We start from the raw sequence: 26,354 nt of genomic DNA, 5'->3' as shown, positions 1-26,354 counted from the left end.
ATGGGATCGCGAACTCGAGCACGCGTTGCTGTCGAACTCGGCACGCTCAAACCCGTCTGGGCGGCTTGGTGTGCACAGCGTGGTGTGCTACCGGGCGAAGGGTTGCGCCGACTCGTGGCCGAGACGGTGGGAATTACCGTCGAGCCGCCGGACATGGCACGGTTGCTCGAACCACTGAGCGAGCGCGAAGTACGAATTGGCGTAGGGCTCACGCGTGCCGAACTGGAATGCGTCAAAGGACAGGCCTATCTACACGGCTTTACGCCGAATCGATGGATTGCCGCGTTGGTTCGGGCACACCTGACAAATCAACCACAGTTCGGAAACCGTGAATTAATGCTGCTCGCGGAGTCGAATCGGCAACTCGCCGCAATTCGTACGCGACTGAACGAACTAGCAAGGCACCCGGATGCTAGCGAGCGCATGGAAGGATTCGACTGGGAGCAACTTCGCGGCAAGGTCGACGCGCACTTGCGCACAGTGGTGAAACATCTACAAAGTAATCTGAACCGGTGGAGTCGCTGACATGCCGTTTCCTAAAGCCTATGTCGATTCGCTTCTGGTCAATTGGGGAGATCGATTGTTCCCTGAGCCACTGCGGCACTCACGCGCCCTATATTTGTCGCACGGGGCACTACCATCCGACGCACGACGCTTGCGTGAGCGGTTAGCCTTGATGCTTCGGCGCGCACCCGAAGTGATGGTAAAGATTACAAATCGGGCTTCGGGCGCTCAGGGCATGGGTGCGGTACGTCGCCACTTGCAATATATTTCTCGCCACGGTCGTGTCGGATTAGAGGATCAGGACGCACGCATCATTGCCGGGGATGCCGCATTGCAGGATCTGTGCGAGGAATGGAAATGGGGTGGCTTGGGACTACCGGAACAAAGCCGACATTGTGAAACGTTCAATGTGATGCTGTCGATGCCGCCCGGTACGAGCCGCGAGGCGGTAGGCAATGCGGCTCGAGCGTTTGCGCGGGAGATTTTTGGAGATGGGCGACCGTATGTGTTTGCCCAGCATGATGATGAAGCACATCCTCATGTGCATCTTTGCGTTCAGGTGCGCGGTCCTGACGGGCGGCGTCTGAATCCCCGTAGGCCGGATCTACGGCATTGGCGAGACGAGTTCGCTCGACAGTTGCGCGAACAGGGCGTCGAGGCTAACGCGACGCCGAGACTGGTGCGCGGCCAGACGCAGCGCTTGCCGAAACAGGCTGTTGTTCGGATGGCCTCTCGCGGCGTTGCTCCGCGTTTTTACCAGCCCGTGATTAGCGAGAGGGCACAAAGCTCGTTGTGGCGCGCGCATATCGAATCATTGAGCGTCTGGCGCGAGCTTGCGCACGCATTGGCCAACTCTGTCGAGCCTGAAGACCGTGCCATGGCGATGGGTGTTGTGGACTTTGTGCGGCGCATGCCGGTGCGGCGACTGGATCCCGAAGCGCTGCGGCGGGATAGCGCTGTCGCACAGTTGCGGCGCGCCCAATCGCCCGAACGACCGCGTAGTTCGTATGTCCCGGAGCGACGGCGGAGTCGAGGCGCTGAGCACCACGAGTTCGATCCCCCATTGGAAAGGGATTGACACCGGCCGTACGTAGGCCGGACATACCTGCGAGCCGACGAATTCACTTAACGGGGGTATCGTTCAGTCGGTGTACGTCAGGGTGGAAAACGGTCTGTTCCGGCGCGCGGCCTTCATCCGTAAATCGGCAACGCCAGAAACAGCTTGATGACGATCGCATTCGCGATGTCGATGAAGAACGCGCTGACCATCGGTACGATCAGGAACGCCATGTGCGATGGACCGAAACGCGCGGTCACGGCCTGCATGTTCGCGATCGCCGTGGGCGTCGCGCCGAGCCCAAAGCCGCAATGGCCGGCGGCGAGCACCGCCGCGTCGTAGTTGCGGCCCATCAAGCGGTACGTGACGAGCACCGAGTAGGTGACCATCAGCACGGTCTGCGCGACGAGCAGCACGAGGATCGGCAGCGCGAGCGACGCGAGCTCCCAGAGGCGCAGCGTCATCAGCGCCATCGCGAGGAACAGCGCGAGGCTCACGTTGCCGAGCAGCGACACCGCATGCTCGGACGGCCGCCAGCCGAACAGCGATAGCCCGTTGCTGAGCATCACACCGACGAACAGCACGCACACGAACGTCGGCAGTTCGAACGCGGTGCCGCGGATCAGCGATTCGATCGCCGTGCCGCCCGACAGCGCGATCGCGAACAGCGCGAGCGTATTGATGAACGCGGACGGCGTCATTGCCTGCTGCTCCTTCGGATGTTCGAGACCGCCGGTGTCGCCAGCGGCGCCCTGCGGCGCGTGAGGTTCGGCAAGCCCGGGTGTCTTCAGGTTGCGCGTAAGGAAGCGCGCGATCGGGCCGCCGAGCAGGCCGCCCAGTACGAGGCCGAACGTCGCGCATGCGATCGCGGCCTCGGTCGCCGATTCGATCCCGTGGCGCTCCGCGAACACCTTGCTCCAGGCGGCGCCGGTGCCGTGCCCGCCCGACAGCGTAATCGAGCCCGCCAGCAGGCCGAGCAGCGGGTCGAGCCCGATGGCCTTCGCTAGGCCGATGCCGATCGCATCCTGCAGGATCAGCAGGCCGAGCACAACGAGCAGGAAGCGCACGAGCATCGGGCCGCCGGCCTTGAGGCTCGACAGCTTCGCGTTCAGGCCGATCGATGCGAAGAACGCGAGCATCAGCGGCGCCTGCATCGACGTGTCGAAACGGATCTCGGTGCCGGCGAAGCCGCGCAGCGAGGTCAGGGCCAGCGCGACCACGAGGCCGCCCGCGACGGGCTCGGGGATCGTGTATGCGCGCAGCACGCCGATGCGCGAAACCAGCAACTGACCGAGCAGAAGAACGAGCGACGCTGCGACGAGCGTGCCGAAGGTATCGATTTGCACGATGGATTATCCGGTCGTTTTGTTGACACAATTATCCGTCAACGTGCCTGCGATGGGGCAGGTTAGATCGTCATCGCTCGTTAGCGAAATCAGTCCAGTCCGATTTACTTGCCCGCGAACCGAACGCGATACTTGTATCGGCAACTTTCCATTCAAACGAGCGCGGTGCGGTACTGCCGAGGACGAACCCCTATGAACATCATGGGCCATCGACACATCGTCGGACGGCTGGCGACACGGGTTGCGCATCCGTTCACGGATGGGCGGTCAACGCCTGGTCGGCGCGCCCGGCACCCGGTCATTGTCATGGCGATGGCGGGATTGATGTTCGGGGCCACCTGTGTTGCGGCGCCGCATTCGCGTGAGACGCGGCGACCGGCCGCGATCGGGATGCACGACAGCGCGAACCACCCGCACCCCGGTTTCATCGCGCCCCCGGCCGCCACACCCACTGGCGTCACGCACGACGGCCTCGGCGAATCGAGCCGCAAGGCACGCGAATCGGCCGCGCACGCGGCGGCGCACGCGAAGGCGCGCTATCCGTACAAGCCCGCCGCGTCGTCCGATACCGCGAAGGCGCTCGGCATGACCGATGCGGAGCTGGCGTCGTGGCTCACCGACATTCGCCAACAGGCGTCGGCCCCGATCCTTCGGCCGCAAAGGCGCGGTGAGGCCCAGCTTCACCCCATGCACCCGGCGCGCCCGACCGATTCCTGACCCTGCCGAGCGGCACTGCTTCCGACGATCGGTGGGGCTGCCGGTCGCGTCTCTCACTTGCTCCTGGCGCATGCGCCGCCACGCGCCGAGGGCCGACCATCCAACCAGAAACCAGCAAACGGAGACCCGCATGCAGTTCTACGACGAGATGCATCTCGAAAGCGGCGCCGTGCGACGCCACTACGAGGCGTTCGAGCACTGGCTGAGCCAGCAGACCGACGACACGATGCGCCGCAAGCGCGCGGAAGCGGATCTGATGTTCCGGCGGGTCGGCATTACGTTTGCCGTCAACGGCGACGAATCGGGCGGCGAACGGTTGATCCCGTTCGACCAGATTCCCCGCATCGTGCCGGCCGACGCGTGGCGCATGCTCGAAGCCGGGCTGCGGCAGCGCGTAGAGGCGCTGAACCGGTTCCTGCACGACGTCTACCATCGTGGCGACATCGTGCGCGCCGGCATCGTACCGGCCGCGCAGGTCTATGCGAACGCGCAGTACCGGCCGGAAATGCAGAACATCGAGGTGCCGCGCGACATCCGCGCGCACATCGCGGGCGTCGATATCGTGCGGGCCGGCGACGACGGCGCGTTCTATGTGCTCGAGGACAACCTGCGCGTGCCGTCGGGCGTGTCGTATATGCTGGAGAACCGCAAGATGATGATGCGGCTCTTTCCCGACCTGTTCGTGCGCAACCGCATCGCGCCGGTCGCGCATTACCCGGACCTGCTGCTCGACACGCTGCGCGCGAGCGCGCCGGATGGCGTCGACGATCCGGTGGTCGTCGTGATGACGCCGGGCATGTACAACTCCGCGTATTTCGAGCACACGTTCCTCGCGCAGCAGATGGGCGTCGAGCTCGTCGAAGGCAAGGACCTGTTCGTCGACGGCGGGCACGTGTATATGCGCACGACCCACGGGCCGAAGCGCGTCGACGTGGTCTATCGCCGGCTCGATGACGATTTTCTGGATCCGCTCGCGTTTCGCAGCGATTCGGCGCTCGGCGTGCCGGGGCTCCTCGGCGCGTATCGCGCGGGGCGCGTGACGATCGCGAACGCGATCGGCACCGGCATCGCCGACGACAAGTCGATCTACCCGTTCGTCCCCGACATGATCGAGTTCTATCTCGGCGAGCAGCCGATCCTGAACAACGTGCCGACCTACCAGTGCCGCAAGCCTGACGATCTCGCATACACGCTCGCGCATCTGCCCGAACTCGTCGTGAAGGAAGTGCACGGCGCGGGCGGCTACGGGATGCTCGTCGGGCCGGCCGCGACGAAGGCCGAGATCGACGCGTTTCGCACGCGGCTGGCCGCGCAGCCGGACAACTACATCGCACAGCCGACGCTCGCGCTTTCCACCTGCCCGACCTTCGTCGAAGCCGGCATCGCACCGCGCCACATCGACCTGCGTCCGTTCGTGCTGTCGGGCCGCACCGTGAAGATGGTCGCGGGCGGCCTCACGCGCGTTGCGCTGAAGCAGGGCTCGCTGGTGGTGAATTCGTCGCAGGGCGGCGGCACGAAAGATACGTGGGTCGCTGGATGAGCGCGGCACGGCGGCCCGCCGGGCGAGGCGACGGCCGGAATCACAAGACACAGGAGGCAGCATGCTGAGCCGCACCGCGGATCATATCTACTGGATGGCGCGTTATCTGGAGCGGGCCGAGAACACCGCGCGCATCGTCGACATCAACCTGAAATCGCTGCTGCTGCCGCAGGACGACGAACGGCAGCGCCGCACGCTGCGTGCGCTGCTGCGCTCGGTCGAGCTCGAACCGGCGTTCTCGGCGAAGCATGGCGAACCCGCGCCGGACACGGTCATCGCGTTTCTCGTCGCCGATCGCGACAATCCGTCGAGCATCCACTCCTGCTTGCGCAGCGCGCGGGAGAACGCGCGCGCGGTGCGCGGCCTGCTGACGACGGAGTGGTGGGAGACGATCAACCATACGTGGATCGAATGCACCGAACAGCTCGCCTCGGATGCGCTCGCGTCCGATCCGCATGAATTCCTCGAATGGGTGAAGTCGCGCGTGCACCTTGCGCGCGGCGTGTCGATCGGCACCGCGATGCGCGACGACGCCTATCACTTCTCGCGGCTCGGCACGTTTCTCGAACGCGCGGACAACGTCGCGCGGATGCTCGACGTGCGTTTTCTCGACATCGAGCAGGCCACCGCCGACGCACCGGACGAGATCGACGAGTTCTACTACTGGACGTCGATTCTCACGTCGGTATCGGGGATGGAGATCTATCACAAGGTCTATCGCGACGTCGTGACGCCCGACCGCGTGGCCGAACTGCTGCTGCTGAACCCTGCGATGCCACGCTCGCTGCGCGCGGCGATCGACGATTTCTGCATGACGCTCGACAAGCTGAAGAACGGCGCATCGGCCGAGTGCGAGCGCGAGGCCGGCCGGCTGCGGGCGGAGCTGCACTACGCGGACATCCGCAAGCTCCGCGCGCAGGGGCTGCACGCGTTCCTGAACGAATCGCTCGAGCGCGTGTATGCGCTCGGCAACATGGTCTCGCGCACCTTCATGATGTCCGCGAGCTGAATCGAGGTTCCCATGTATCTGACCATTCGACACGACACGATCTATCGCTATTCGGCGCCGCTCACCTATTCGATCCAGCAGATCCGGATGACGCCGCCGGCGCTGCCGTCGCAGTATGTCGCGGGCTGGCGGATCACCGCGCCCGGCGCGCTCGACGCGTCGACGGATGCATACGGCAACGCGCTGCATTCGCTGGTCGTCACGCGTCCGCTGACCGAGATCGCGCTGCACGCGCACGGCGCGATCGATACTCAACCGCTCGACGAGGGCCGGCTCGGGCTCGACCCGGGGCCCGTGCCGGTCGAGCATTACACGTGCGCGACGGGGCTGACCGAGGCCGACGGCGCAATCCTCGAACTCGCCGCACCGCTCGACGCGGGCGACGGCCCGGGCGCGTTCATCGCGCTGGCAGAGCGGATCGCGGGCACGGTTGCGTACCGGCAGGGAATCACGGTCGCGACCAGCACGGCGGCCGACGCGCTCGCGCTGCGGCACGGCGTATGCCAGGACCATGCGCACCTGATGCTCGCGTGCTGTCGCGCCAGCGGCGTGCCCGCACGCTACGTGAGCGGGTATTTCGACGCGGGCGATGTGCAGCATGCCGCGAGTCACGCGTGGGCCGACGTGTGGGTGCGCGAGATCGGCTGGGTGTCGATCGACGTCACACACGCGCGCTTCGCCGGAGAAGCGTATTGCCGCGTCGCGACCGGCCGCGACTATGAAGCGGCCGCGCCCGTGCGCGGCATGCGCATCGGCGGCGGCGACGAGTCGCTCGACGTGCAGGTGGACGTGCAGGCGGGAGGCGTGCAATGACGTATTGTGTGGCGATGCGCGTGGACGAGGGGCTCGTGTTCCTGTCCGATTCGCGTACCAATGCGGGCATTGATCACGTGAGCACGTTCCGCAAGATGGTGCTGTTCGAGGTGCCGGACGAGCAGGTCGTCGTGCTGCTGTCCTCCGGCAATCTGGCGATCACGCAGGCGGTTACGCAACGTCTCGCGTCGCAGCTGAGGACCGATCCGCAATCGATCTGGCGCGTGCGCTCGATGCATGATGCGGCGCGGCTCGTCGGCGACGCGGTGCGGGCAGTGCATGCGCGCGATGCGCAGTCGCTGCGCGAGTTCGGGGTCGACTTCAACTGCAGCTTCATCGTCGGCGGGCAGGTGCGTGGCGAGGCGCCGCGGCTGTTCCAGATCTATGCAGCGGGCAATTTCATCGAGGCGTCGACGTTGAGCCCATATGTGCAGATCGGCGAGGCGAAGTACGGCAAGCCGATCATCGAGCGGATGCTGGGCGAATCGATGCCGCTCGCGGACGCGACGAAGTGCGCACTGATTTCGATGAACTCGACGATTCGCTCGAACATGTCGGTCGGGCTGCCGGTCGATTTGCTGGTGTACGAACGCGATACGCTGAGCGCGACGAAGTTCACGACGTTCGACGAACGCGATCCGTACTACCGGATGCTGAATACGACGTGGGCGGAACGGCAACGGTCGATGTTCGACGAGATTCCTAACTTGCCGTGGGGCGAAGTGACGAAAGGTCCGATGCCGAGGATGGCGCCGGAGCGCACGGCGCTGCGGGAGGGTAGCGAGGGCGAAGCGGGGAGGGCGCGCGAGTAGGGGGCGTCGTCGCTGCTTTCCGGGCGTCAATATTTTGTACAATCGGATCCGTCCCGTTATTTATAGGACTGGTCCGATTGGGGTGAATCCACGATAGCGATACCCTTCGGATGCCAGATTCAAACGGGTGGCCCGTACCGGTCACCCGTCTGCCTCCGCGTTCGCAGCAATGCGGTCACCTTGACGGGACCCTGCGTTGCGCGGTCCATCGTGCTTCACCCGGCCCTAGCCGCGACCCGTCGCGTGCCGGATTTCAAGGAATACCGACATGCCCCACATCGTCGAACTCGCCGGCGCGATCATCTTCGGCTTCGCGCTGTTGCACACCTTCCTCGCGAAGCGCTTCGAAGTGCTCGCGCATCGCCATCCGCGCCACGCGGGGCTGTTCCATTTTCTCGGCGAGGTTGAGGTCGTGTTCGGCTTCTGGGCGCTCGTGCTGCTCGTCACGATGACGGCGCTCGCGGGCCCGAAAGTTGCACTCGATTACGCCGAGTCGCGTGTGTTCACCGAGCCGCTGTTCGTGTTCACGATCATGGTGATCGCCGCGAGCAAGCCGATCCTCGACGCGGTCACCGGGCTCGTGCTGCGCATCGCGCGCATGCTGCCCGTCAACACCGAAGTGGCCGTCGTGTGGCTGTCGCTCGCGCTGATCCCGCTGCTCGGCTCGTTCATCACCGAGCCGGCCGCGATGACGCTCGCCGCGCTGATCCTGCGCGACCGGCTGTTCTGCGCGCCGATCCAGGAGCGCTGGAAATACCTCGCGCTCGGCGTGCTGTTCGTCAACGTGTCGGTCGGCGGCACGCTGACGGCTTACGCGGCGCCGCCCGTGCTGATGGTTGCTTCCGCATGGGGCTGGGACAGTGCGTTCATGGCCGCGCAGTTCGGCTGGAAGGCGCTCGTCGCGGTGCTGATCAACGCTACCGTGCTGACGGCGCTGATGCGCGGCGCACTCACCGCCTCGCCGGCGCAGGCCGCCAAACCCGATGCCGTGCGCGTGCCGGTCAGCGTCACGCTGATCCATATCGGCTTTCTGATCGGCGTCGTGCTGAGTGCGCATCATCCGGTGATCTTCATCGGCCTGCTGCTGTTCTTCCTCGGTTTCACGCATGCGTATGAGCGCTATCAGTCGCCGCTGATGCTGCGCGAGAGCCTGCTCGTCGCGTTCTTCCTGGGTGGCCTCGTCGTGCTCGGCGGGCTTCAGCAATGGTGGCTGCAGCCGGTGGTCGAATCGATGGATGCCTATGCGCTGTATGCGGGTGCGCTTGGCCTCACCGCGATCATGGACAACGCCGCGATCACCTATCTCGGCTCGCTGATCGCCGGTATCCCGGACGAGGCGAAGTACATGCTCGTTGCGGGTGCGGTGGCGGGTGGGGGCCTGACCGTGATCGCCAACGCGCCGAATCCGGCCGGGCTTGCGATCGTTCGGAAGGGCTTTCATGACGAATCGGTGAGTGTCGGCGGGTTGCTTGCCGCGGCGATCGTGCCGACGATTGTGGCGAGTGCGGCGTTGCTGTTTCTTTGAGTTTCCCCGTAGGGCACGGAGCGGTTCTTTCTTGAGAGGCGAGGGCACGACCAATTATCGGACTGGGCCGATGGCTTCGACCGGACGGTTAGAAAATAATGATCGCTCGAACCAACGACGAAGGTTTGTTCGACGCGCTTGACCCAGCGTGTCCTCGTATTCGCCGCCCTTGCCGGGCGTTTTTTTGCGCGTGCGCCTATCGCACGCGGCTCATCGATCCCACTCAACGCTCATGATCCACCTGCGCCTGGTCGTTCCACCGGAACGCGTCGCGGTCGTCACGGCCATGCTGATCGCTCGCGATGACGTCACCAATCTGATGCATCTGCCGGGCGCCGCGCTGCGTCCGGCGGGCGATGTCGTGCTGTGCGACGTGGCCCGCGAGACGGCCGACGACTTGCTCGCGAGGCTCGATGCGCACGACGTCGGCGGCTCGATCGAGATCGGCATGATGGAGTCTCAACTGGCGCAACGGACGGCGTCGGGCGGCGCGTCCACCCGCGACGACGCCGATGCCGTGTTCTGGCGCGGGGTCGAGACCCAGGCCGAGCAGAGCGTCGCGAATCACTGGATGTTTCATGCGTTTCTCACGTTGGCGGTGGCGCTCGCGGCGATCGCGGTGAAGCTCGACTCCGCGATCGTCGTGATCGCCGCGATGGTCGTCAGCCCGGACTTCGGCCCCGTCGCGGCCGCCTGTGTCGGCACGATCCGGCGCGGCAAGCGCTACCTGATCGTGCAAGGTGCCGCGCTGCTCGGGACCGGCTTTGCGCTGTCGGTCGGGATCGTCGCGATCGCCGCGTTCGTCGGTGCCTGGGCGGGCTGGTTCGACATGCATGACCTGCTCGCGCCGCGCCCGCAAACCGACTTCATCTGGACGCCCGATCGCTGGTCGTTCGTCGTCGCCCTGCTCGCCGGCGCCGCCGGCGTGCTGGCGCTGACGTCGCCGTCGTGGTCGAACGCGCTCGTCGGCGTCTTCATCGCGGTCACGACCGTGCCGGCCGCCGGCAATCTGGCACTGGCGATCGGCATCGGCCTTCACGATTTCCTCGTGACGGGCGGCTACGTCGGATGGACGTTCGGCCGCGATACGATCCCGACCGAGATCGGCGGCTCGCTTGCGCAACTGGCCGTCAATGTATTCGGCATGGTGTGCGCCGGCATCGCGACGCTGCTCGCGACCCGCTTCGTCGACCGGCGGCGCGCCGCCATGCGTGTCGCTGCGTGATCGGAGCGGGTGTGCGGTCAGCGCCGCACGCGCTGCGCCGTATCGAGCGCGGGCCAGCCTTCTTGCCGATGCGCGCGCGTTCCACCACCGGAATAATCAGCCTGGTCCTATAGTCCGGACCGCCGCGCATGCCGACAATCGATTGCATCTCAATCTTGTCGGCATCGCGGCTCATCACCGTCACCTCCTCGACGGAGCGCCGCCGCCGACCGAATCATGGAGGCGACATGCGCGTGCTTACCCGCTTCAAACTTGCGCCGCTGGCGATGTGGCAGCAGATCCTGATCGCGATGATCGTCGGCGTCGCCGTCGGCCAGCTCGTCGGCGAGCCGGCCCGGATGCTGCAACCGCTTGGCGACGTGTTCATCTCGCTGATCCGGATGTGCGTGATTCCGGTCGTGTTCGTATCGCTCGTGTGCGGGATCATGTCGCTGTCCGATCTCGCGGCGATGCGGCGGATCGCGTGGAAGTCGCTCGCGATCTACGCGCTGCTGATGGCGTCGACGGCCGCACTCGCGATGGCCGTGGCCACGCTGTTCGGTGTCGGCCGCGGCTTCGGTCTGCCCGCGCAGATCGGCGCGGTGGCCGTCGAGCCGGTCGGCCTCGTCGATGCGCTGCTGTCCGCGATTCCGTCGAATCCGTTCAAGGCGTTCGCCGACGGCGCGCTGCTGCCGACGATCGTGTTCGCGATCTTCTTCGGGCTGGCGGTCAACCTGTCGGGCGAACACGGCGCGCCGGTGCGCAAGCTGTTCGAGAGCCTCGCAGCCGTCGTATTCCGGCTGATCGGGATGGTGCTGAAGTTCGCGCCGCTCGGTGTGTTCGGGCTGATGGCCTATGTGACGGCCGATCACGGGTTCTCGGCGCTCGGCCATCTCGGCTCGCTCGTCGCCGTGAACTACGTCGTGATGGCGGTTGTGATGACCGTATTCTGCGCGGCGCTGTTGGTGCTCGTGGGTCTGCCGCCGCTGCCGTTCCTGCGCAAGATGATGCCGGTCCAGTTGTTCGCGTATTCGTCGGCGAGCAGCGCGGCCACGCTGCCGCTGAATCTCGACACCTGCCGCGCGCGGCTCGGCGTCGGCGACGGGGTGGCGAGCTTCGTGCTTCCGCTCGGCTCGACGGTCAACATGGCGGGCCTCGCGTGCTATCTCGGCACGGTGGCCGTGTTCGCGAGCAACGCGTACGGCATCGAGCTGTCGGCGATGCAGCTCACCACCGTCGTCGCGACGACGACGCTCGCGTCGATCGGCGCGGCCGGCGTGCCGGGCGCGGGGCTGGTCGTGATGAGTCTCGTGCTGGCGTCGGTCGGGTTGCCGCTCGAAGTGATCGGCGTGATCGCGGCGGTGGACCGGTTGATCGACATGGGCTGCACGTCGGCCAATGTGACCGGCGATTCGGTGACGGCCGTCGTCGTCGCGCAGTCGGAGGGTGCGCTCGATGTCGAGCGGTATCGGCAAGCGTGAATGATGCGCGGCCCGTGCTGCGCGCGATTCGCAATGGATCGCGCCGGTCGGTTTCCGGGGCTCCCGATTCGAAACAAGATGTATCGGCGCCGCAAAATCAGACACGACTGATTCCGAATCCTCTTTCTCTCCACCACAATTTCAGTTCAGTGAGGTGTCGGACATTGGTTCCGCCGCCTGCTGGAAACGATCTGCGATTGCGGCCGCTCCTGTCGAGCGGCCGTTTTTTTGCGTCATGTGACGTTACGTCTACGGAGAACCATTGTGGCGATGTCGGTTGAACGACTGATTCCTGAAATCCTGTTCGGCTTCACGGGCCTGGTCGGCATCATCAATCCGATCGCGATGGCCTTCGTGTTTCTCGAGCGCACGCAATCGCTGACGGAAGCCGAGCGCGCGCAGTTGACGAAGAAGCTCGCGATCAACGTGTTCGGCACGCTGCTCGTGATTTTTTTCGTCGGCGCGCCGGTGCTGAACTTCTTCGGCATCTCGATGGAGGCGCTGCGGATCGGCGGCGGGTTCGCGGTAGCGGTTGCCGGCTGGTCGATGCTCAATGCGCCCGACGTGCCGGGCGGTTCCACGCCGGCGCACGGCGGCGATCTCCAGAGCCTGATGTCGCGGGCGTTCTTTCCGCTGACGGTGCCGCTTACGATCGGGCCGGGGTCGATCGCGGCCGGTATCGCGCTGCATGCGAATCGCTCGCGCGGTGTGTCGGATTATCTGATGTCGGGCGTGATTTCGCTGGCCGTCGCCGCGCTGGTGGCGCTTGCGATCTGGCAGATCTACAGCCGCGCGACGACGCTGGCGCGTTATCTCGGTGCGGACGGCACGAAAGTAGCGATGCGCGTGTCGGCGTTCCTGCTGCTGTGTGTGGGCGTGCAGATCATGCTGACGGGCGTGTCGGAGTTCGTTCGTACCGTGGGGGCGCAGGTGGGTTGAACGTGGTGTGCATGGGCGAAGGTCACTGCGCGTCACCCAGGCAGTCTTCCGTCCGTTCATCTTTCCTCGGGGCCCAGCCCTCTTCAGGGCTGAGCCGAATCCGGCGCGCTGTCCAGCAAGACGTTGAACAGTGCCGCGTTCAAGCCTTGCTCAATGCGACTCGGCGTGCTCCACGCCCATTCCCGGCAGCATTCGGCGCCTCAAGCCCGTGTTGGGATTGACCATCGGGATTCCGTGACGCGCAACGTCGCAGTCTGACTCCTTCACGGGCGTGATCACCAGCCGCTGTTGCGTGACCTCGATTCGCACACGTTGCGCGGGCTCGAACCCCGCCGTTTCGATCCAGCGGCCGGACAGCTTCATCCACGGATACGCGACGGGAGGGGTCTTGGGGCGATATTTGCCACGATGGTTCGGACTGACCGTCCGGTCACGGTAAGACTCCTGAATCGTCACGAAACGATCGGGGAACAGCACGGGTGCGTTATGATTCGCGTCAGCCATGATCAACTCCTTGGTTGAGTTGGTGGTGGTCAGCGGGTCGTGGGTGCTCCAACACTCACGGCCCGCGCTCGTTTACGCCGCAGAATTTTGCAATCCGATTCATCGGATGCCGGGTGCTTTTGAAGGCAATTCATCCGCGCGCGAAAACTGGTATCCACTCTAGCGGAATCGACGACCGAACAGGTGCTCGTTATGTGCGTTTTGTGATCGTTAGCCGTTCGGCCAATGTACGTTGGGGAGAGCGCTTCGATGCGCAATTGAGCGATTCGCGCGGTGCAGGTCGCGCGTTTCGCCGACCTTGCCGCGTCCGATCGATTCGACGCGCTAGGCGGGATCGATCGTGAAATTCTTGAGCGCGTAGTGCGCGCGACACGTCCACAGCGTATTGCCGCCGCGATGGAAAACCGCGATGCCATCGCGCACGGTCATCCTCGTGCGCGGATACACGGCCCCATGGCCGTTGACGGCCGCGGCGAGATCGTTGCGTTCCTTGCAGGCGGCCCAGTATTCGCCGTCTTGCAGGGTCGTCTGTCGTGGATTCATATGAACTCCGATCGCGATCGGTATCGCATACACGCGGCAGGGCTTCGATGCGGGCGCTCGACGCTCGCATATGGCAGCGTTATCGAGTTGCAGCAGGATCAGCGCCCTTCAAAACGTGGCCGCGCCCACCGGCCACCATCGAGCGCCCGCATCGAAGCCGTCGCAAGCGAACGGCGCGCGGTATCCGGAATCGCCGGAGCGTAGCTGGGCGAGGACCGATTAGCCCTGCGAATCCGGACCCGCGCAAAACAAGCTTATCGTCGAAAGCCGCGCGCGCCCATCAGACCAGGCTGATTCGGCGCGGCAGGCAATCGACGCTCAATGCACCCAGGCGAAGTGGTACGACAGCCAGACCGTCAGCACCGCGCCGATCAGCGCCGCATACGGCGCGAGATTCAGCAACTTGCCGCGCTTCGGCACTTCCAGCTCCATGTCGTGCTGCATCTGCGCGGGGAAGCGGCCACGATCCTGCCAGTAGTGGCGATAGACGAACACAGGCACGATCAGCAGCATCGCGATCAGCCCGTTGCGCAGCGTGCCTTCGCCTTGCAGGTCCGCGCCCGCGCCGACATAGACGAGGTTCGCGTAACCGCAAATCGCACCCGCAACCAGCAGCCACGTCGGGCAGCGGAACGGACGCTCCCAGTTGCCGCGATCCATCCGGTGAATCCAGCCCGACTGCAAATTCAGGAACACGAACAGCATGTAGCAGACGTTCGAGATCGACAGCACCGTCATGTAATCCGACATCATCAGCAGCACGAGGTTGAAGCCGAGATCGGTCCACATTGCGCTGGTGGGCGCGCCGTGCTCGTTCACGCGCGACAGGTATTTCGGCAGCCAGCCGTCGACCGACGCCTGGTACAGCGTGCGCGACGAGCCCATCATCGACGTCATCACGATGAGCAGGATCGACAGCATCAGCATCACGACAATCGCATTCGCGATCCACGCGCCGCCGCCGACGATCTTCGCCATCGCGGCCGCCACGCCCGTGCCGTCGCGAATCGCGGGATCGAGCATCGCCTGCGTGCCGAGCGCGCCCTGGAACGCCATCGGCACGAGCGTCATCACGACGAGGCATAGCGCGCCCGACCAGAAGATCGCCTTCGCGGTGTCGCGGCGCGGATCGCGGAATTCGCGCGTGTAGCAGACGGCCGTCTCGAAGCCGTACGATGCCCAGCCGGCCATGAACATCGCGCCGAGCGCCATCGTCACGCCTTGCCCGTTCCACGTGCCAAGCGTCGCGGCCGTGAGATTGCCTTGCGCATCGTGACCGAGCGGCAGCAGTGGCAGCAGGTTCGACATCGGCACGTCGCCGGTGACGAACGGCACGATACCGACGATCAACAGCGGCGTGAGCGATGCGATGCCGAGAATGCGCTGTGTCTTTGCGGCCTTCGATGCGCCGCTGTGCTGAAGCCGGAACGTGATCAAAAGCAGGATCGCCGCGATGACGAAGGTCGCGTTGATCCGCAGTGAGAGGCCCGGCTTGATGAAGCTCAGGTCAGCCAGCGTCAGCTTCCATTGCACGATGGCCGCATCGGCGGGAAACAGGCTCGTGAGCGCATAGCTTGCCGCGAGGCCGCAACCGAGCGCGAGCATCGGCGACCATGCGAGCCAGTTGCACCACACGGATACTGGCGCAATAAGCTTGCTGTAACGCACCCAGCCCATCGCGCCGTACACCGACGCACCGCCCGATTTATGCGGGAACAGCCCGGAGATTTCCGCGTAGGTCGCGCTTTGAATCAGCCCCATCGTGATCGCGGCAATCCAGATCGCCCATGCAGGGTGGCCGATCGTCGCGGACACGCCGCCGATCGTGAACAGCACGCCGGCCGGCACGCCGCTCGTCACCCAGAAACCATCTTTCCAGGTCAGGCCGCGTTGCAGCGTGTGGCCGCCGGCATCGGCATCATTCGGAGCCTCGCGCGTGGCGGGGCCGGTGCCACGTGTAGGCAGTTCTACTTCGCTCATCGAAATAATCCTGTTGGGATTCCGGAGCCGTGATGCGGTGTCGAGGACGATCGCAGAGGATGACTGGCGAGCGTCGACATACCGGAATCGGGAATCGGGTTGAACCATGCGGGCGCGACGTGGCGAGAAGCGAGCACACCGTGAATGAGTGCAACGATCACGCATGCCGGAGCGATGCGGGTCCGGATATCGCGGCGGCCGGCTTCCTGTCGCTGCGAGGCGGCCTGAAATACGTGGCTGCCGCACGGGATTGCGAGCAGGTATTGCGCGTTGCTCGAAACAGGAACGCCGCATTGGCGCAATTGCGCCCGCGGTGCGTGCCCGATCGGTCGCCGATTTGAGCGCCGATCGAGGCGGGTAGACGATGCTCGCAACAATTGGAAGACGGGGCAATCGGACTAGTCGGAAACTGCGGTGCTGCGGTGCTGCGGTGCTGCGGTGCTGCGGTGCTGCGGAGCGACGGGGCGCTCACTCATTCGAGCGCATCACCAGAAGCTGCAATGCGATGTGTCTCTTATTGTTCAAACATGGATCAATCTATTTGGGGCGAGTACCCAAGTGCGAGGTGCGGTCGTTTTTAGGACTGGTCCGATCGAATGGGGAGCGCCCCAGAAATAAAGTGACGCCTGACAGATGAACCCATATCTCAGGAGTCGCCATGAACAAGACGCATCGCACCATCTTCAATACGGTCACGGGTACTTGGGTGGCGGCTTCGGAATTTGCCAAGGGCCGGAAGAAGTCCGGTGGCCAGCGCGCGCTGGTGCGTAGCGCAATTGCACTGGCAGCCATGCTGCTCGGGCTGGGGGCGTCGCAGGCCTTCGCCGATACGACGGATGCAGGCACCTGCACGACCGTCGATGGGCGGAACGGCACGCTCGGAGAAACAGGCGCATGCAACGCTTCGAGTATCGGTTCGATCGGCACCATGGCCGCATTGGACGACACCTACGTCAAGGTGAGCGGCACGACCGCGGCCATCGGGTCCGGCGAGAATAGCCTCGCCATCGGCAACAGTGCTCAGGCCCTCACCAAGGATGCGACGGCTGTGGGCAGCGGCACACTGGCCACTGGTACGTCGTCGGCCGCCTTTGGCGCCTTTGCGTCGGCCTCGGGTACATCGTCGGCCGCCTTTGGCGCCTCGGCGTCGGCCACCGGTACGTCGTCGTCTGCCTTTGGCAGTTTCTCGACCGCATCGGGCCTCGGGTCGGTTGCCACGGGACGTTACGCCAATGCGAACGGCGACTACACGACGGCCTTGGGTAATAGCGCGTTGGCCGGTACTACCTATGCGACCGCCGTTGGCACGAGTGCGACGGCCTCTGGAATTTCGGCGTCCGCATTCGGTAGCTCGGCGACCGCATCGGGTAGCGGAGCGGTTGCCGTTGGACGTCTTGCCACCGCGAGTGGCACCGGCGCACTGGCCCTGGGTAACGCTGTGTCTGCAACGGGTAATTACACCACGGTGGTGGGTAACACGGCAAAGGCGTCCGTTGCGGGTGCCGTGGCGCTCGGCTACAACGCCAATGCAAGTGTTTCCAACGCAGTGGCCATCGGCACCAACTCCGTTGCCGATAAAGCGGACACGATTTCCGTTGGATCGGCCGCGGTTAAACGCAAGATCGTGAATGTGGCGGCTGGCGATGTGTCGGCGTCAAGCACCGATGTGGTGAACGGGTCGCAACTGTATGCCACCCATCAGCAGATCGCGCAGAACACCGCCGACATCACGACGATCAACAGCAAGCTGGGTAGCGCCATCACGGACGATTACGTGAAGATCAATACGGTGGCTGCCCCCGCGAAGGCTGCAGCCGGTTCGATCGCGATCGGCGGTGCCGCGGAAGCCACGAGTACCTACGCGATCGCCATCGGTCACAGCGCAACCGTGAGCGGCACGAACACTATCGCGCTGGGCGTGGGTGCTACGGCATCGGGCGAGTCCAGTACGGCACTGGGCAAGGGGACGATTGCAACGGGGCTGCGCTCGTCGGCCGTCGGCGTATCTGCAACGGCGTTCGGTCACGAGTCGGTCGCGCTTGGCGCCAACTCGGTCGCGGACCGGGACAGGACGGTGTCCGTCGGCTCTTCGGCATGGCAACGCCAGATCACCAACATGGCAGCCGGCACGGAGGCCAACGACGCGGTGAACGTGTCGCAGTTGTCGCCGGTGGTGGAAGCGCTCGGCGGCGGCTCATCGATCGATCCGGTGACGGGTGCCGTCACGGGCCCGACGTACAACCTCGCGAACGGTGGCACGCAAACGACCGTGGGCGAAGCGCTCGACGGTCTCGACCACGCACTGACGACCGCGAACGGCAACCTCGCGAAGAACACGTCCGATATCGCGGACCTGGGCAGCAACGTGACCCGGCTCGGCAGCGACATGACGGACCTCGGCGCGCAGGTGACGGGCATCGACGGCCGCGTGACGGTCAACGAAGGCGACATCAAGGCGCTCGCGGACCAGATCGGCAGCGGCACGACGGGCCTGGTCCAGCAGGCGGGTGCAGGTGCGGACCTGACGGTGGGTGCGAACACGGATGGTGCGGCGGTGAACTTCGCCGGCACGGCTGGCGAGCGCAAGCTCACGGGTCTTGCGAACGGCGACGTCGCGGCTGGCAGTACCGATGCCGTCACGGGCGATCAATTGCATGCCACGAATCAGGACATCGCAAAGAACACGTCCGACATCGCAGAGCTCGGCAGCAGCGTGACTCAACTCGGCGGCGACGTGTCGAATCTGAACACGCAACTGACGAACATCGACGGTCGTGTGACGCAGAACCAGACCCACATCGCGAAGAATACGACCGACATCACGACGATCAACGATCAACTCGCCGATTTGTCGAGCGGCACGATCGGCCTGGTGCAGCAAACGGCTGCGGGTGCGGACTTGACGGTGGGCGTGAACACGGACGGCGCGGCGGTGAACTTTGCCGGCACGGCGGGCGAGCGCAAGCTGACGGGCCTCGCGAACGGCGATGTCGCGGCAGGCAGCACCGATGCCGTCACGGGCGATCAGTTGCATACGGTCGGCGTGAACGTAAGCAACCTCGATCAACGTGTGACGAACAACGAAACGTCGATCACGCAGATCCGCAGCGACATGAACAGCGGTTCGATCGGTCTGGTGCAGCAATCGGCGGTGGGTGCGGACCTGATGGTGGGCGCGAACACGGACGGCGCGGCGGTGAACTTTGCCGGCACGGCGGGTGAGCGCAAGCTGACGGGCATCGCAAACGGTGACGTCGAGGCAGGCAGCATGGATGCGGTCACGGGCGATCAACTGTATGCCACGAACCAGGCCGTCGCGCAGAACGCATCGGGTATCTCGGACAACCGTACGGAGATCACGAACATCAACAGCCAGCTCGCATCGGGCCAGATCGGTCTCGTCCGGCAGGACCAGACGACGGGCGCGATTACGGTCGCCGCGAGCACGGGCGGCACGTCGGTGAACTTCGCCGGAACGAGCGGTGCGCGCACGCTGTCGGGCGTTGCGAACGGTGTGCAGGACGACGACGCCGTGACGATCGCGCAATTGAAGGCGACAGGCCTGATCGATTACACGGGCAAGGAGCTCGGTGCCGTGGTGTACGACGGCATCGACCTCGACAGCGTGACGTTCGGCGGCTCGAACGGCACGGTGCTGCACAACGTCGGGGCTGGGCTGATCGCGTCGGGCAGCATGGATGCGGTGAACGGCGGCCAGTTGTTCGCGATGCAGCAGGAATTCGAGAATCGGTTCTCCGGCCTCGGCGACCGTGTGTCCGACCTGGAAGCGGGTGGGGGTTCCGGTGGCCCCGGCGGCCCGGGTAACGGCTCGGGCGGCTTCGATCCGTCCGGTAGTGGCGAAGGCAGCGTGCAGCTCGGCTCCGAAGCCGATGCGGCGGGCAGCAACAGCACGGCGATCGGTAATGGCGCGAGCGCATCGGCCGGCGGCGGCACGGCAATCGGTCAGGGCTCGCTGGCTTCCGGCAACAACGGCACGGCGATCGGGCACGGCTCGAACGCGTCGGGCGACGGCAGCACGGCGCTGGGCCAGGGTTCGAATTCGTCCGGTAGCGGCAGCACGGCAGTCGGCCAGAACGCGAACGCATCGGGCAGCAACTCGGTGGCGCTGGGCGCCGGCTCGACCGCGGATCGCGACAACGCGGTGTCGGTCGGCAGTGCAGGCGCCGAGCGCCAGATCACGAACGTCGCGGCGGGCACCGCGCCGACCGATGCGGTCAACGTGCAACAGATGAACAATACAGCTCGCAGCGCACGTCAGGACGCGATGGGCGGCGTGGCCGCGGCGATGGCGGTGGCAGGCTTGCCGCAGTCGACGCTGCCCGGCCGGACGTTCGTCGCGATGGCCGGCAGCACGTACGGCGGCGAGTACGGTTCGGCGCTGGGCGTGTCGTATATGACCCGTGACGGCAAGTGGACGATCAAGGCATCGGCGAACACGAGCAGTCGCGGCGAAGTCGGCGCCGTCGTGGGTGGCGGTTTCTACTGGTAAGCGGCTCGTCACCCTGGCGTGACACGATGAATGCCCGTGATCGACGCGAATCCGCCGATCACGGGCATTCGCCGTTTACCACCGACCTGGCCGGTTGTGTCTACGCGAATCCCGGCCACCGCCGCGGCTCAACGGTACTGCGCCGCACCGATGAACTGCGAGAAACGCTCGCACCAGTAGTCTGGGCCCGGCGCAATATCGCCGCTGAACGCGATGGCGGTGTCTGAGACCGCGAGCTTGCCTTGAGCCCAGTGCAACGCGTCCCTGCCGGGCAGGTCGCGCCTGAATTCCCCGGTATAGCGCGCAGCGTTGCTTGCCGTGCGAATTTCAGTGTCGCTGGCTTGTGCTTGAGCGGTCAGAACGGGAGCGTATAGATACCGGCCGCGAAGCCGATGGCGGCGGCGTGATGGGTGTGCATCGTGCGAGACCTCGCCTGTGTCGCGCCGACGTGGCAGGGGAGCGATCGGGCTCAGGCGTAAGCGTTCGATGTCCGCATATGGCAGCGTATCTGTTTCAACTCCAACACCTCTGTCGTGGCCGCGCCCACCGACCACCACCGAGCGCCCACGCCTGAACCCGCCTGTTTCGATCGAAACGGCGATTGCCATCGCGACCGTGCGCAAAAAAGCACCGCCCGGAGCGGGCGGTGTCGAACGGAGACAACTATTGCGATGTGCCGGGGTGACAGGGGGTGTCATCCAGCACGGCCATTGTGTCCAACGCCGGTAGAAGGGGGAATCAGACCTGTCTGATTCAATGGATCGGCGTCCGCACGAACACCTTCGAATCGGACTGGGCCGATTGTGCGAACACCTGTGACCCCTTGACAATGATCGAATCGAACGGATGCATGGTGACCGTTCGATACCTCGTATCCGAAGCTCGTCTTCGTTCGATGCGCCGCTCGGGTTCGGGCGGCGTCTTTTTCCCGGGCGCGCGGCGAACCGCTTGTGGAACCGACACGAATGAGTGTCCTGCGGCGGCCGGTGGGCTCGGCCGCGTTAATTGACCTCCACGGTTGATTGTCGGAACAACGCTGCCAGATGCGAGCGCAGGACATTCTTCCGTGTCGGCGTTCGCAAACACGCACGACGCGGGCACGCAATCGCGGCGTGAGCCGGGATTGCCAGTGCTGCGACACGAAACGTTGCGCCAGTGCATGCATCACCCTTCTGCATGACGACCGCCTCGCTGCATCGTGGCGTCGGCAGACCAGCCGCGATGGCATCGCGGGAACACGCGTTCATCGTCATGTCGAGCGCGATATTCGATTTCACTTACCAAGGAAGGACACCCTCTCATGAAGAAGAACCGCCTCCACGCCATTTCCGCCATTGTCGCGCTCGTCTGCACGGCTGGCATCACGCATGTGTCGGCCGCCGAGCCGCAAGCAGCCGCTTCGGCGCTGCCGAAGGGCGTCGCGGCACTCGTCAACAACCAGCCGATCGCGCAAGCCGATGTCGACAGCATCGTCAAGGCGTCGGGCCAGCCCGACACGCCGGCGCTGCGCGCGCAGATCAAGCGCGACCTGATCGTCCGTCAGTTGGTCGAGCAGGCCGCCGACAAGGCGAACTACGGCAGCCGTCCGGAAGTGCTCGGCATCGTGGCGCGCGCCCGCACGGAAGCCGCCGCGAACCTCTATCTGCGCGATACGACCCGCGTGCAACCCGTGACCGACGCACAGGTGAAGGCGCGCTACGACGCGATCGTCGCGTCCGCCGGGAAGTTCGACTACCACACGGAAGTGATCGGCGTTGCCGACGCCGCCACGGTCAATGCCGCGCTCGCGGAGCTGAAGCAGGGCGCCGCATTCGACGCGGTCGCGAAGAAGTACAACACCGTCGACAATGCGGGCGTCGCCCCGTGGTTCTCGCTGAAGACGCCTGTGACCGAAGGCAACACGGGCGGCCTGCCGTTGCCCGTCGCACAGGCGATCGCATCGGCGCAGCCGGGCGCGACCGTCGGCCCGGTTCAGGTCGGCAATGCGTTCGTGCTCGCGAAGCTCGCCGAGAAGCGGCCGACCGTCGTGCCGACGTTCGACCAGGCGAAGACCGTGTTGCGCCAGCAAATGGAAGCGCAGGCGACGAGCCAGGCCATGAACGCGCTGGTCGACAAACTGGCGGCGCAAGCGACGATTCGCCAGTAACGCTGGTTTCGCGCGGGCGGCAGGCGGAAACGCAGGCCGCGCCGCGCGGCACCGCCAAATGGCGGCAGCACGACCGTCAAACCCGAGCACGTAAATGTGACCGGAAAATCAGCCTGGTCCGATTGGTTGAAGCACGCAGCGGCGCTATGCTGGTCGTGCGTGGCGCCGAGGCAAGTTCGACGGCGGCCGGTGGGCTCGGTCGTGGTTCACGCTACTTTGTAGCACTACTCCTAACGCTGCCTCATGCGAGCGTCGAACCTCAGCGTTCGGTAGCCACGCACCTTTCTTTACTCTCGCTGTTCTCCCTTTACTCCCTTTATCCCGCACGCACCCCGTCATGCGCGGGCGCTCGGCCATGCATGGCCGCGAAGCCGGCCGCCATGATCGTGCACCGCGCGGCGACAAAGGAATCAAACATCCGCTACGTATCAAAGAGAAAGCGCCGCGCCCGAGTGGCGGGCCGGCGTCGACACGTCGACATCTGGTGGATGGAGTCCATCCGTGCCCGCTGCCGCGCGGCAAGCGGGCCGGTGCTTATCGTCCGGCTTCGGTATCGGCCGGCACCGACGAGCATGACGATTTTCCATCGGTCGCGCGGCGTCGGCCCAGCGCTTCATCCGCGCTGCGCCGGTATTGATCGAACCCGCGTGCGAACGCGACCGCATCACCGGCCTGGGCCAGCGTTTCCAACGTCGCGCAGATATCCGACACGCCGCGTTCGCCGATCATCGCGAACGCGCCGCGCATGCTGTGGATCTCGGCGCGCGCCGCTTTCAGGTCGCCCTGTTCGAGTGCGCGCAGGACCGCGGCGTTGGCGCGTTGCGTCGCGTCGGACAGCGCCGCGTGCAACTCGTGAGGCAGTGGTCCGCCGGTGGACGACGGCAGGTTCTGCATCGGACGGTGCTGACGTTGCGTGCCCGTATAGCGGGCGATCACCAGTTCGAGCGACTTCAGCGACGTCGGCTTCGTGACGATTTCATCGATGCCGGCTTCGCGCGACAGGCGCTGCTCGCCGGCATCCGCATGGGCGGTCACGGCCAGGATCGGCAGCACGTGGCCGCGTTCGCGCAGCACCCGCGCGAACGTGTAGCCGTCGAGGCCCGGCATGTTGAGATCGGTCATCACGAGCGCGTAGTCGTTGCGCTCGACCAGTTCGAGCGCTTCCATGACGCTCGCGGCCACGTCCGCGCGATAGCCGAGCACGTCGAGCTGATCGTGCACGAGCGAGCGGTTGACGGGGTTGTCGTCGACGAACAGTACGCGCGCATCCGGCGCGTCGGCACCCGGTTCGTCGGTCGCCGCACCGGGGCGATCGTCGAGCGCCAGCGGCAGCGTGACGACGAACGTCGAGCCGACGTTCGGCACGCTATCGGCCGTGATGCCGCCGTCCATCGATTCGGCGAGCCGGCGGCTCAGCGCGAGGCCGATGCCGGTGCCTCCGAAACGGCGCGCGATCGACGCGTCGGCCTGCGCGAACGGCTCGAACAGGGTTTCGAGTTGCGCGGCCGTCATGCCGATGCCCGAATCGCTGACGCGGATCGTCACCGGCGTCGCATCGGCGCCCGATGCGGATACCGACAGTGCGACCATCCCGCGATCGGTAAACTTGATCGCATTGCTGACGAGGTTGACGACGATCTGGCGTACGCGTAGCGGATCGCCGATGTAGTGGCGCGCGACGCGCGAATCGATATCGGCATGCAGCACGACGCCCTTCGCGGCGGCGATCGGCTCGAACAGATCGACCACCTCGCGCGCGAGCTCGTCGATCCGGAAGCTGCCGGCCTCGAGCGTCATTCGGTCGGCTTCGATCTTGGTCATGTCGAGCACGTTGTTCAGCATGTCGAGCAGCAGGCGCGCGGCGGACGTGACCGCGTGCAGGCGGTTTTTCTGGCGGCTCGGATCGGGCGCACGATCGAGCAGTTCGAGGTTGCCGAGCATCGCGTTGAGCGGTGTGCGAATCTCGTGGCTGATCGTCGCGAGGAACGTCGATTTCGCACGGTTCGCGCTATCGAGTGCGCGCTCGGCGTCGGCGCGCGTCGTGATGTCCGAGAAGTTGAGCAGCATCGTGTCGCGGCCCTTGTAGCGCAGCCGCACGTAGTTCACGAGCAGATCGCGTTTGCGGCCGTCGTCGAGCGTTATCGGAAGCTCGACATCGAGTTGCGCGTGCGAGCCGTCGCCGTGCGCCGCATGGTGCGCGAGCAGGCGCGCATGCAGCGGCGGATCGCCCGCGGCCTGCTCGTAAAGCTCCATCATCTGATTGCGGAGCAACACCGTTTGCGTATCGAGCGATACGAGACCGATGCCGAACGGCGACGTCGCGATGATCGCGTGGTTCATCCGTTCGCTTTCGAACACGCGGCGCGAGCGGCGGAACAGCGGTGCGAACACCTTCAGGTCGAACGCGATCACGAGCCCCCACAGCACGAACAGCATCAGCGCGGTCACGCCGAATTCCCGTGCGATCGCGGGCCAGATTCCGATCGCGATCGTGCGCCACGAATACGCGTAGACGATCGCGAAGCCCGTGTCGGACACGCGGCCGCTGATCGTAAAGACGCCGTCGCGATAGCTGTCCTCGGCGCGTTCGAAGCCACGGCGCCACGCGCCCTGTTCGAGCGTGCGGCGCATCAGTGCGCCGCCATCGATCGACGCGCGCGTGCGGTCCTCGCTCAGCAGCACGCGGCCGTCGCGGTCGACGAGCATCACGACGGCGTCTTCGGGCGCGTGCTTGAGGCGATCGTCGATCACGCCGGCGTCGAGATCGCTGACAAAATTCATGAACAGGTGGTCGCCGTCAAACGCGGGCTCGACGAGCCGGAACACATACTTCCCCGTGAACGGATCGACGAGCGGCCCCTGCCAGGAGATCCGGCGTGTTTTGCGCCAGTCGTGTGCGACGGCCGGGTCGGACCAGTTCGCGACGTCGAATGCGAGCCGGTCGATCAACGCGCGGGTGTCGGGCACGCCGAATCGCGCGAGCACGTCGCGGTACGGCACCGATGGCGGCGGCGCGATCGCGATGATGGTCCGGTCGGGGTTGTACGCGTAGCCGGTGACGGGGCGGCCGGTTTGCCGGGCCGCCGCGGTCACGGAGATCGTCTGCCGTTCCATCAGCTCGACGTAGCGGGTGATTTCACGCGACGGCGCGTGGCCCGGGTCAGCCTCGGCCACGAAGATCGGCGCCACGCCGGGCATCGGCGCGACGACCACGTGCCCGTCGCGCACCAGCGCGTCGCTCGGCGCGTCGTGGTGCGGCGGATGGCCATGCCATAACAGCTCGGCATTAAGCACCGAGCGCCGCAACGATGCCTGCTTGGTGTCGATCTCGAGTTGCACGAGTGCCTTGTGCGTCGTAAAAAGCTCGTGCCGCTTCGCAATGTAGTCGCGCGCGGTACCGATGAGCAGCACGGTCGTCGCGAACACGATCACGATCGACAGCACGACGGCGCCGCCGTAGAGCGTGAAGCGCTGGTAACGGTTCAGCAGGCTCAGGTCGCGCGTGTCGTCGTCGATCGACGCGAACGGCGCGTTCGCGCCGTTCGGCGGCTTGAAGAGTTTTCGGATGGGCATGAAACGAATACCGTTGTAACAAAGCGCATGTCAGGCGCCGCGAGCGATTCGACCTGAAAACAGGGCGAAGCCGTCCGGCGGTGGCGATATCCGTAGGCCGTGTGGGATGGCGGCATGCATGCCGCGGGCTCGGAGAACGAGCCAATTATCG

Annotated in this window: 19 protein-coding genes; 13 read left to right on the top strand and 6 right to left on the bottom strand. The window is 65.3% G+C overall.

Going from position 1 to position 26,354, the window contains the following annotated elements; all coding sequences use genetic code 11:
* Positions 1 to 153: 153 nt before the first annotated feature.
* Both C4B30_RS05790 and C4B30_RS05785 read left to right on the top strand, forming a co-directional pair.
* Positions 154 to 525, top strand: a complete 372-nt coding sequence (locus C4B30_RS05790) for a plasmid stabilization protein (protein ID WP_234015394.1) — start codon at positions 154 to 156, stop codon at positions 523 to 525.
* Between the two features lies 1 nt (position 526).
* Positions 527 to 1,582 carry a relaxase/mobilization nuclease domain-containing protein gene (locus C4B30_RS05785; protein ID WP_105132002.1) on the top strand — a complete coding sequence of 352 codons (1,056 nt, stop codon included), beginning with the start codon at positions 527 to 529 and terminating at the stop codon, positions 1,580 to 1,582.
* 113 nt (positions 1,583 to 1,695) lie between these two features.
* On the opposite strand, the gene gltS is transcribed toward C4B30_RS05785, so the two are convergent.
* Positions 1,696 to 2,910 carry a sodium/glutamate symporter gene (gene gltS, locus C4B30_RS05780; protein WP_105132001.1) on the bottom strand — a complete coding sequence of 405 codons (1,215 nt, stop codon included), beginning with the start codon at positions 2,908 to 2,910 and terminating at the stop codon, positions 1,696 to 1,698.
* Between the two features lie 189 nt (positions 2,911 to 3,099).
* Here gltS and C4B30_RS35165 point away from each other — a divergent pair, with 189 nt between their 5' ends.
* From C4B30_RS35165 to C4B30_RS05735, 9 genes are all read left to right on the top strand, one after another.
* The gene (locus tag C4B30_RS35165; protein WP_158683385.1) at positions 3,100 to 3,624 is read left to right on the top strand and encodes a hypothetical protein; all 525 of its coding nucleotides are present in this window, start codon (positions 3,100 to 3,102) and stop codon (positions 3,622 to 3,624) included.
* Positions 3,625 to 3,754: 130 nt separating this feature from the next.
* A complete protein-coding gene (locus tag C4B30_RS05770) occupies positions 3,755 to 5,164 on the top strand; it encodes a circularly permuted type 2 ATP-grasp protein (RefSeq protein WP_105131999.1) in 1,410 nt (469 codons plus the stop codon).
* A gap of 61 nt (positions 5,165 to 5,225) precedes the next feature.
* Complete coding sequence (locus tag C4B30_RS05765) at positions 5,226 to 6,173, top strand: alpha-E domain-containing protein (RefSeq protein ID WP_105131998.1); 948 nt, start codon at positions 5,226 to 5,228, stop codon at positions 6,171 to 6,173.
* A gap of 12 nt (positions 6,174 to 6,185) precedes the next feature.
* On the top strand, positions 6,186 to 6,986 hold the full coding sequence (locus tag C4B30_RS05760; RefSeq protein WP_105131997.1) for a transglutaminase family protein: 801 nt from the start codon (positions 6,186 to 6,188) through the stop codon (positions 6,984 to 6,986).
* Positions 6,983 to 7,798 (top strand): peptidase, encoded by an 816-nt coding sequence (locus C4B30_RS05755; RefSeq protein ID WP_105131996.1) that lies wholly within the window; start codon positions 6,983 to 6,985, stop codon positions 7,796 to 7,798. The genes C4B30_RS05760 and C4B30_RS05755 overlap by 4 nt, the downstream gene beginning before the upstream one ends.
* A 268-nt stretch (positions 7,799 to 8,066) precedes the next feature.
* Positions 8,067 to 9,323 (top strand): putative Na+/H+ antiporter, encoded by a 1,257-nt coding sequence (locus C4B30_RS05750; RefSeq protein ID WP_105131995.1) that lies wholly within the window; start codon positions 8,067 to 8,069, stop codon positions 9,321 to 9,323.
* Between the two features lie 232 nt (positions 9,324 to 9,555).
* Positions 9,556 to 10,548: a DUF389 domain-containing protein gene (locus C4B30_RS05745; RefSeq protein ID WP_199779048.1), complete on the top strand. Its 993-nt coding sequence runs from the start codon at positions 9,556 to 9,558 to the stop codon at positions 10,546 to 10,548.
* A 227-nt stretch (positions 10,549 to 10,775) separates the two neighbouring features.
* Positions 10,776 to 12,008, top strand: coding sequence for a dicarboxylate/amino acid:cation symporter (locus tag C4B30_RS05740; protein WP_158683383.1), 1,233 nt, complete (start codon positions 10,776 to 10,778; stop codon positions 12,006 to 12,008).
* Between the two features lie 270 nt (positions 12,009 to 12,278).
* Entirely contained in the window at positions 12,279 to 12,947 is a 669-nt protein-coding gene (locus C4B30_RS05735; protein ID WP_105132147.1) for a MarC family protein, read from the top strand.
* A 150-nt stretch (positions 12,948 to 13,097) separates the two neighbouring features.
* Here C4B30_RS05735 and C4B30_RS35595 read toward each other — a convergent pair whose 3' ends face one another.
* The 3 genes from C4B30_RS35595 to C4B30_RS05720 all read right to left on the bottom strand — a co-directional run bounded on the left by C4B30_RS35595 (position 13,098) and on the right by C4B30_RS05720 (position 15,974).
* Positions 13,098 to 13,451: a SymE family type I addiction module toxin gene (locus C4B30_RS35595; RefSeq protein ID WP_199779047.1), complete on the bottom strand. Its 354-nt coding sequence runs from the start codon at positions 13,449 to 13,451 to the stop codon at positions 13,098 to 13,100.
* Between the two features lie 324 nt (positions 13,452 to 13,775).
* A complete protein-coding gene (locus C4B30_RS05725) occupies positions 13,776 to 13,994 on the bottom strand; it encodes a hypothetical protein (RefSeq protein WP_105131992.1) in 219 nt (72 codons plus the stop codon).
* Between the two features lie 318 nt (positions 13,995 to 14,312).
* A complete protein-coding gene (locus C4B30_RS05720; protein ID WP_234015393.1) occupies positions 14,313 to 15,974 on the bottom strand; it encodes an APC family permease in 1,662 nt (553 codons plus the stop codon).
* 658 nt (positions 15,975 to 16,632) lie between these two features.
* Between C4B30_RS05720 and C4B30_RS05715 the strand changes: the two genes are divergently transcribed.
* Entirely contained in the window at positions 16,633 to 20,484 is a 3,852-nt protein-coding gene (locus tag C4B30_RS05715; RefSeq protein WP_105131991.1) for an ESPR-type extended signal peptide-containing protein, read from the top strand.
* Between the two features lie 128 nt (positions 20,485 to 20,612).
* Here C4B30_RS05715 and C4B30_RS36275 read toward each other — a convergent pair whose 3' ends face one another.
* Positions 20,613 to 21,092 (bottom strand): hypothetical protein, encoded by a 480-nt coding sequence (locus C4B30_RS36275; RefSeq protein WP_442778448.1) that lies wholly within the window; start codon positions 21,090 to 21,092, stop codon positions 20,613 to 20,615.
* Between the two features lie 692 nt (positions 21,093 to 21,784).
* On the opposite strand from C4B30_RS36275, the gene C4B30_RS05705 reads away from it, so the two are divergent.
* Complete coding sequence (locus tag C4B30_RS05705) at positions 21,785 to 22,630, top strand: peptidylprolyl isomerase (RefSeq protein ID WP_105131990.1); 846 nt, start codon at positions 21,785 to 21,787, stop codon at positions 22,628 to 22,630.
* 534 nt (positions 22,631 to 23,164) lie between these two features.
* Here the strand turns inward: C4B30_RS05705 and C4B30_RS05700 are convergent.
* Positions 23,165 to 26,203, bottom strand: coding sequence for an ATP-binding protein (locus tag C4B30_RS05700; RefSeq protein ID WP_105131989.1), 3,039 nt, complete (start codon positions 26,201 to 26,203; stop codon positions 23,165 to 23,167).
* Between the last annotated feature and the right edge of the window lie 151 nt (positions 26,204 to 26,354).

Origin of the sequence: Burkholderia sp. BE12, assembly GCF_002959955.1 — a bacterium.
Lineage (GTDB): Bacteria > Pseudomonadota > Gammaproteobacteria > Burkholderiales > Burkholderiaceae > Burkholderia.
The sequence above is the reverse complement of the archived record's forward strand: the minus strand, read 5'-3'. Positions and strand labels throughout refer to the sequence as shown.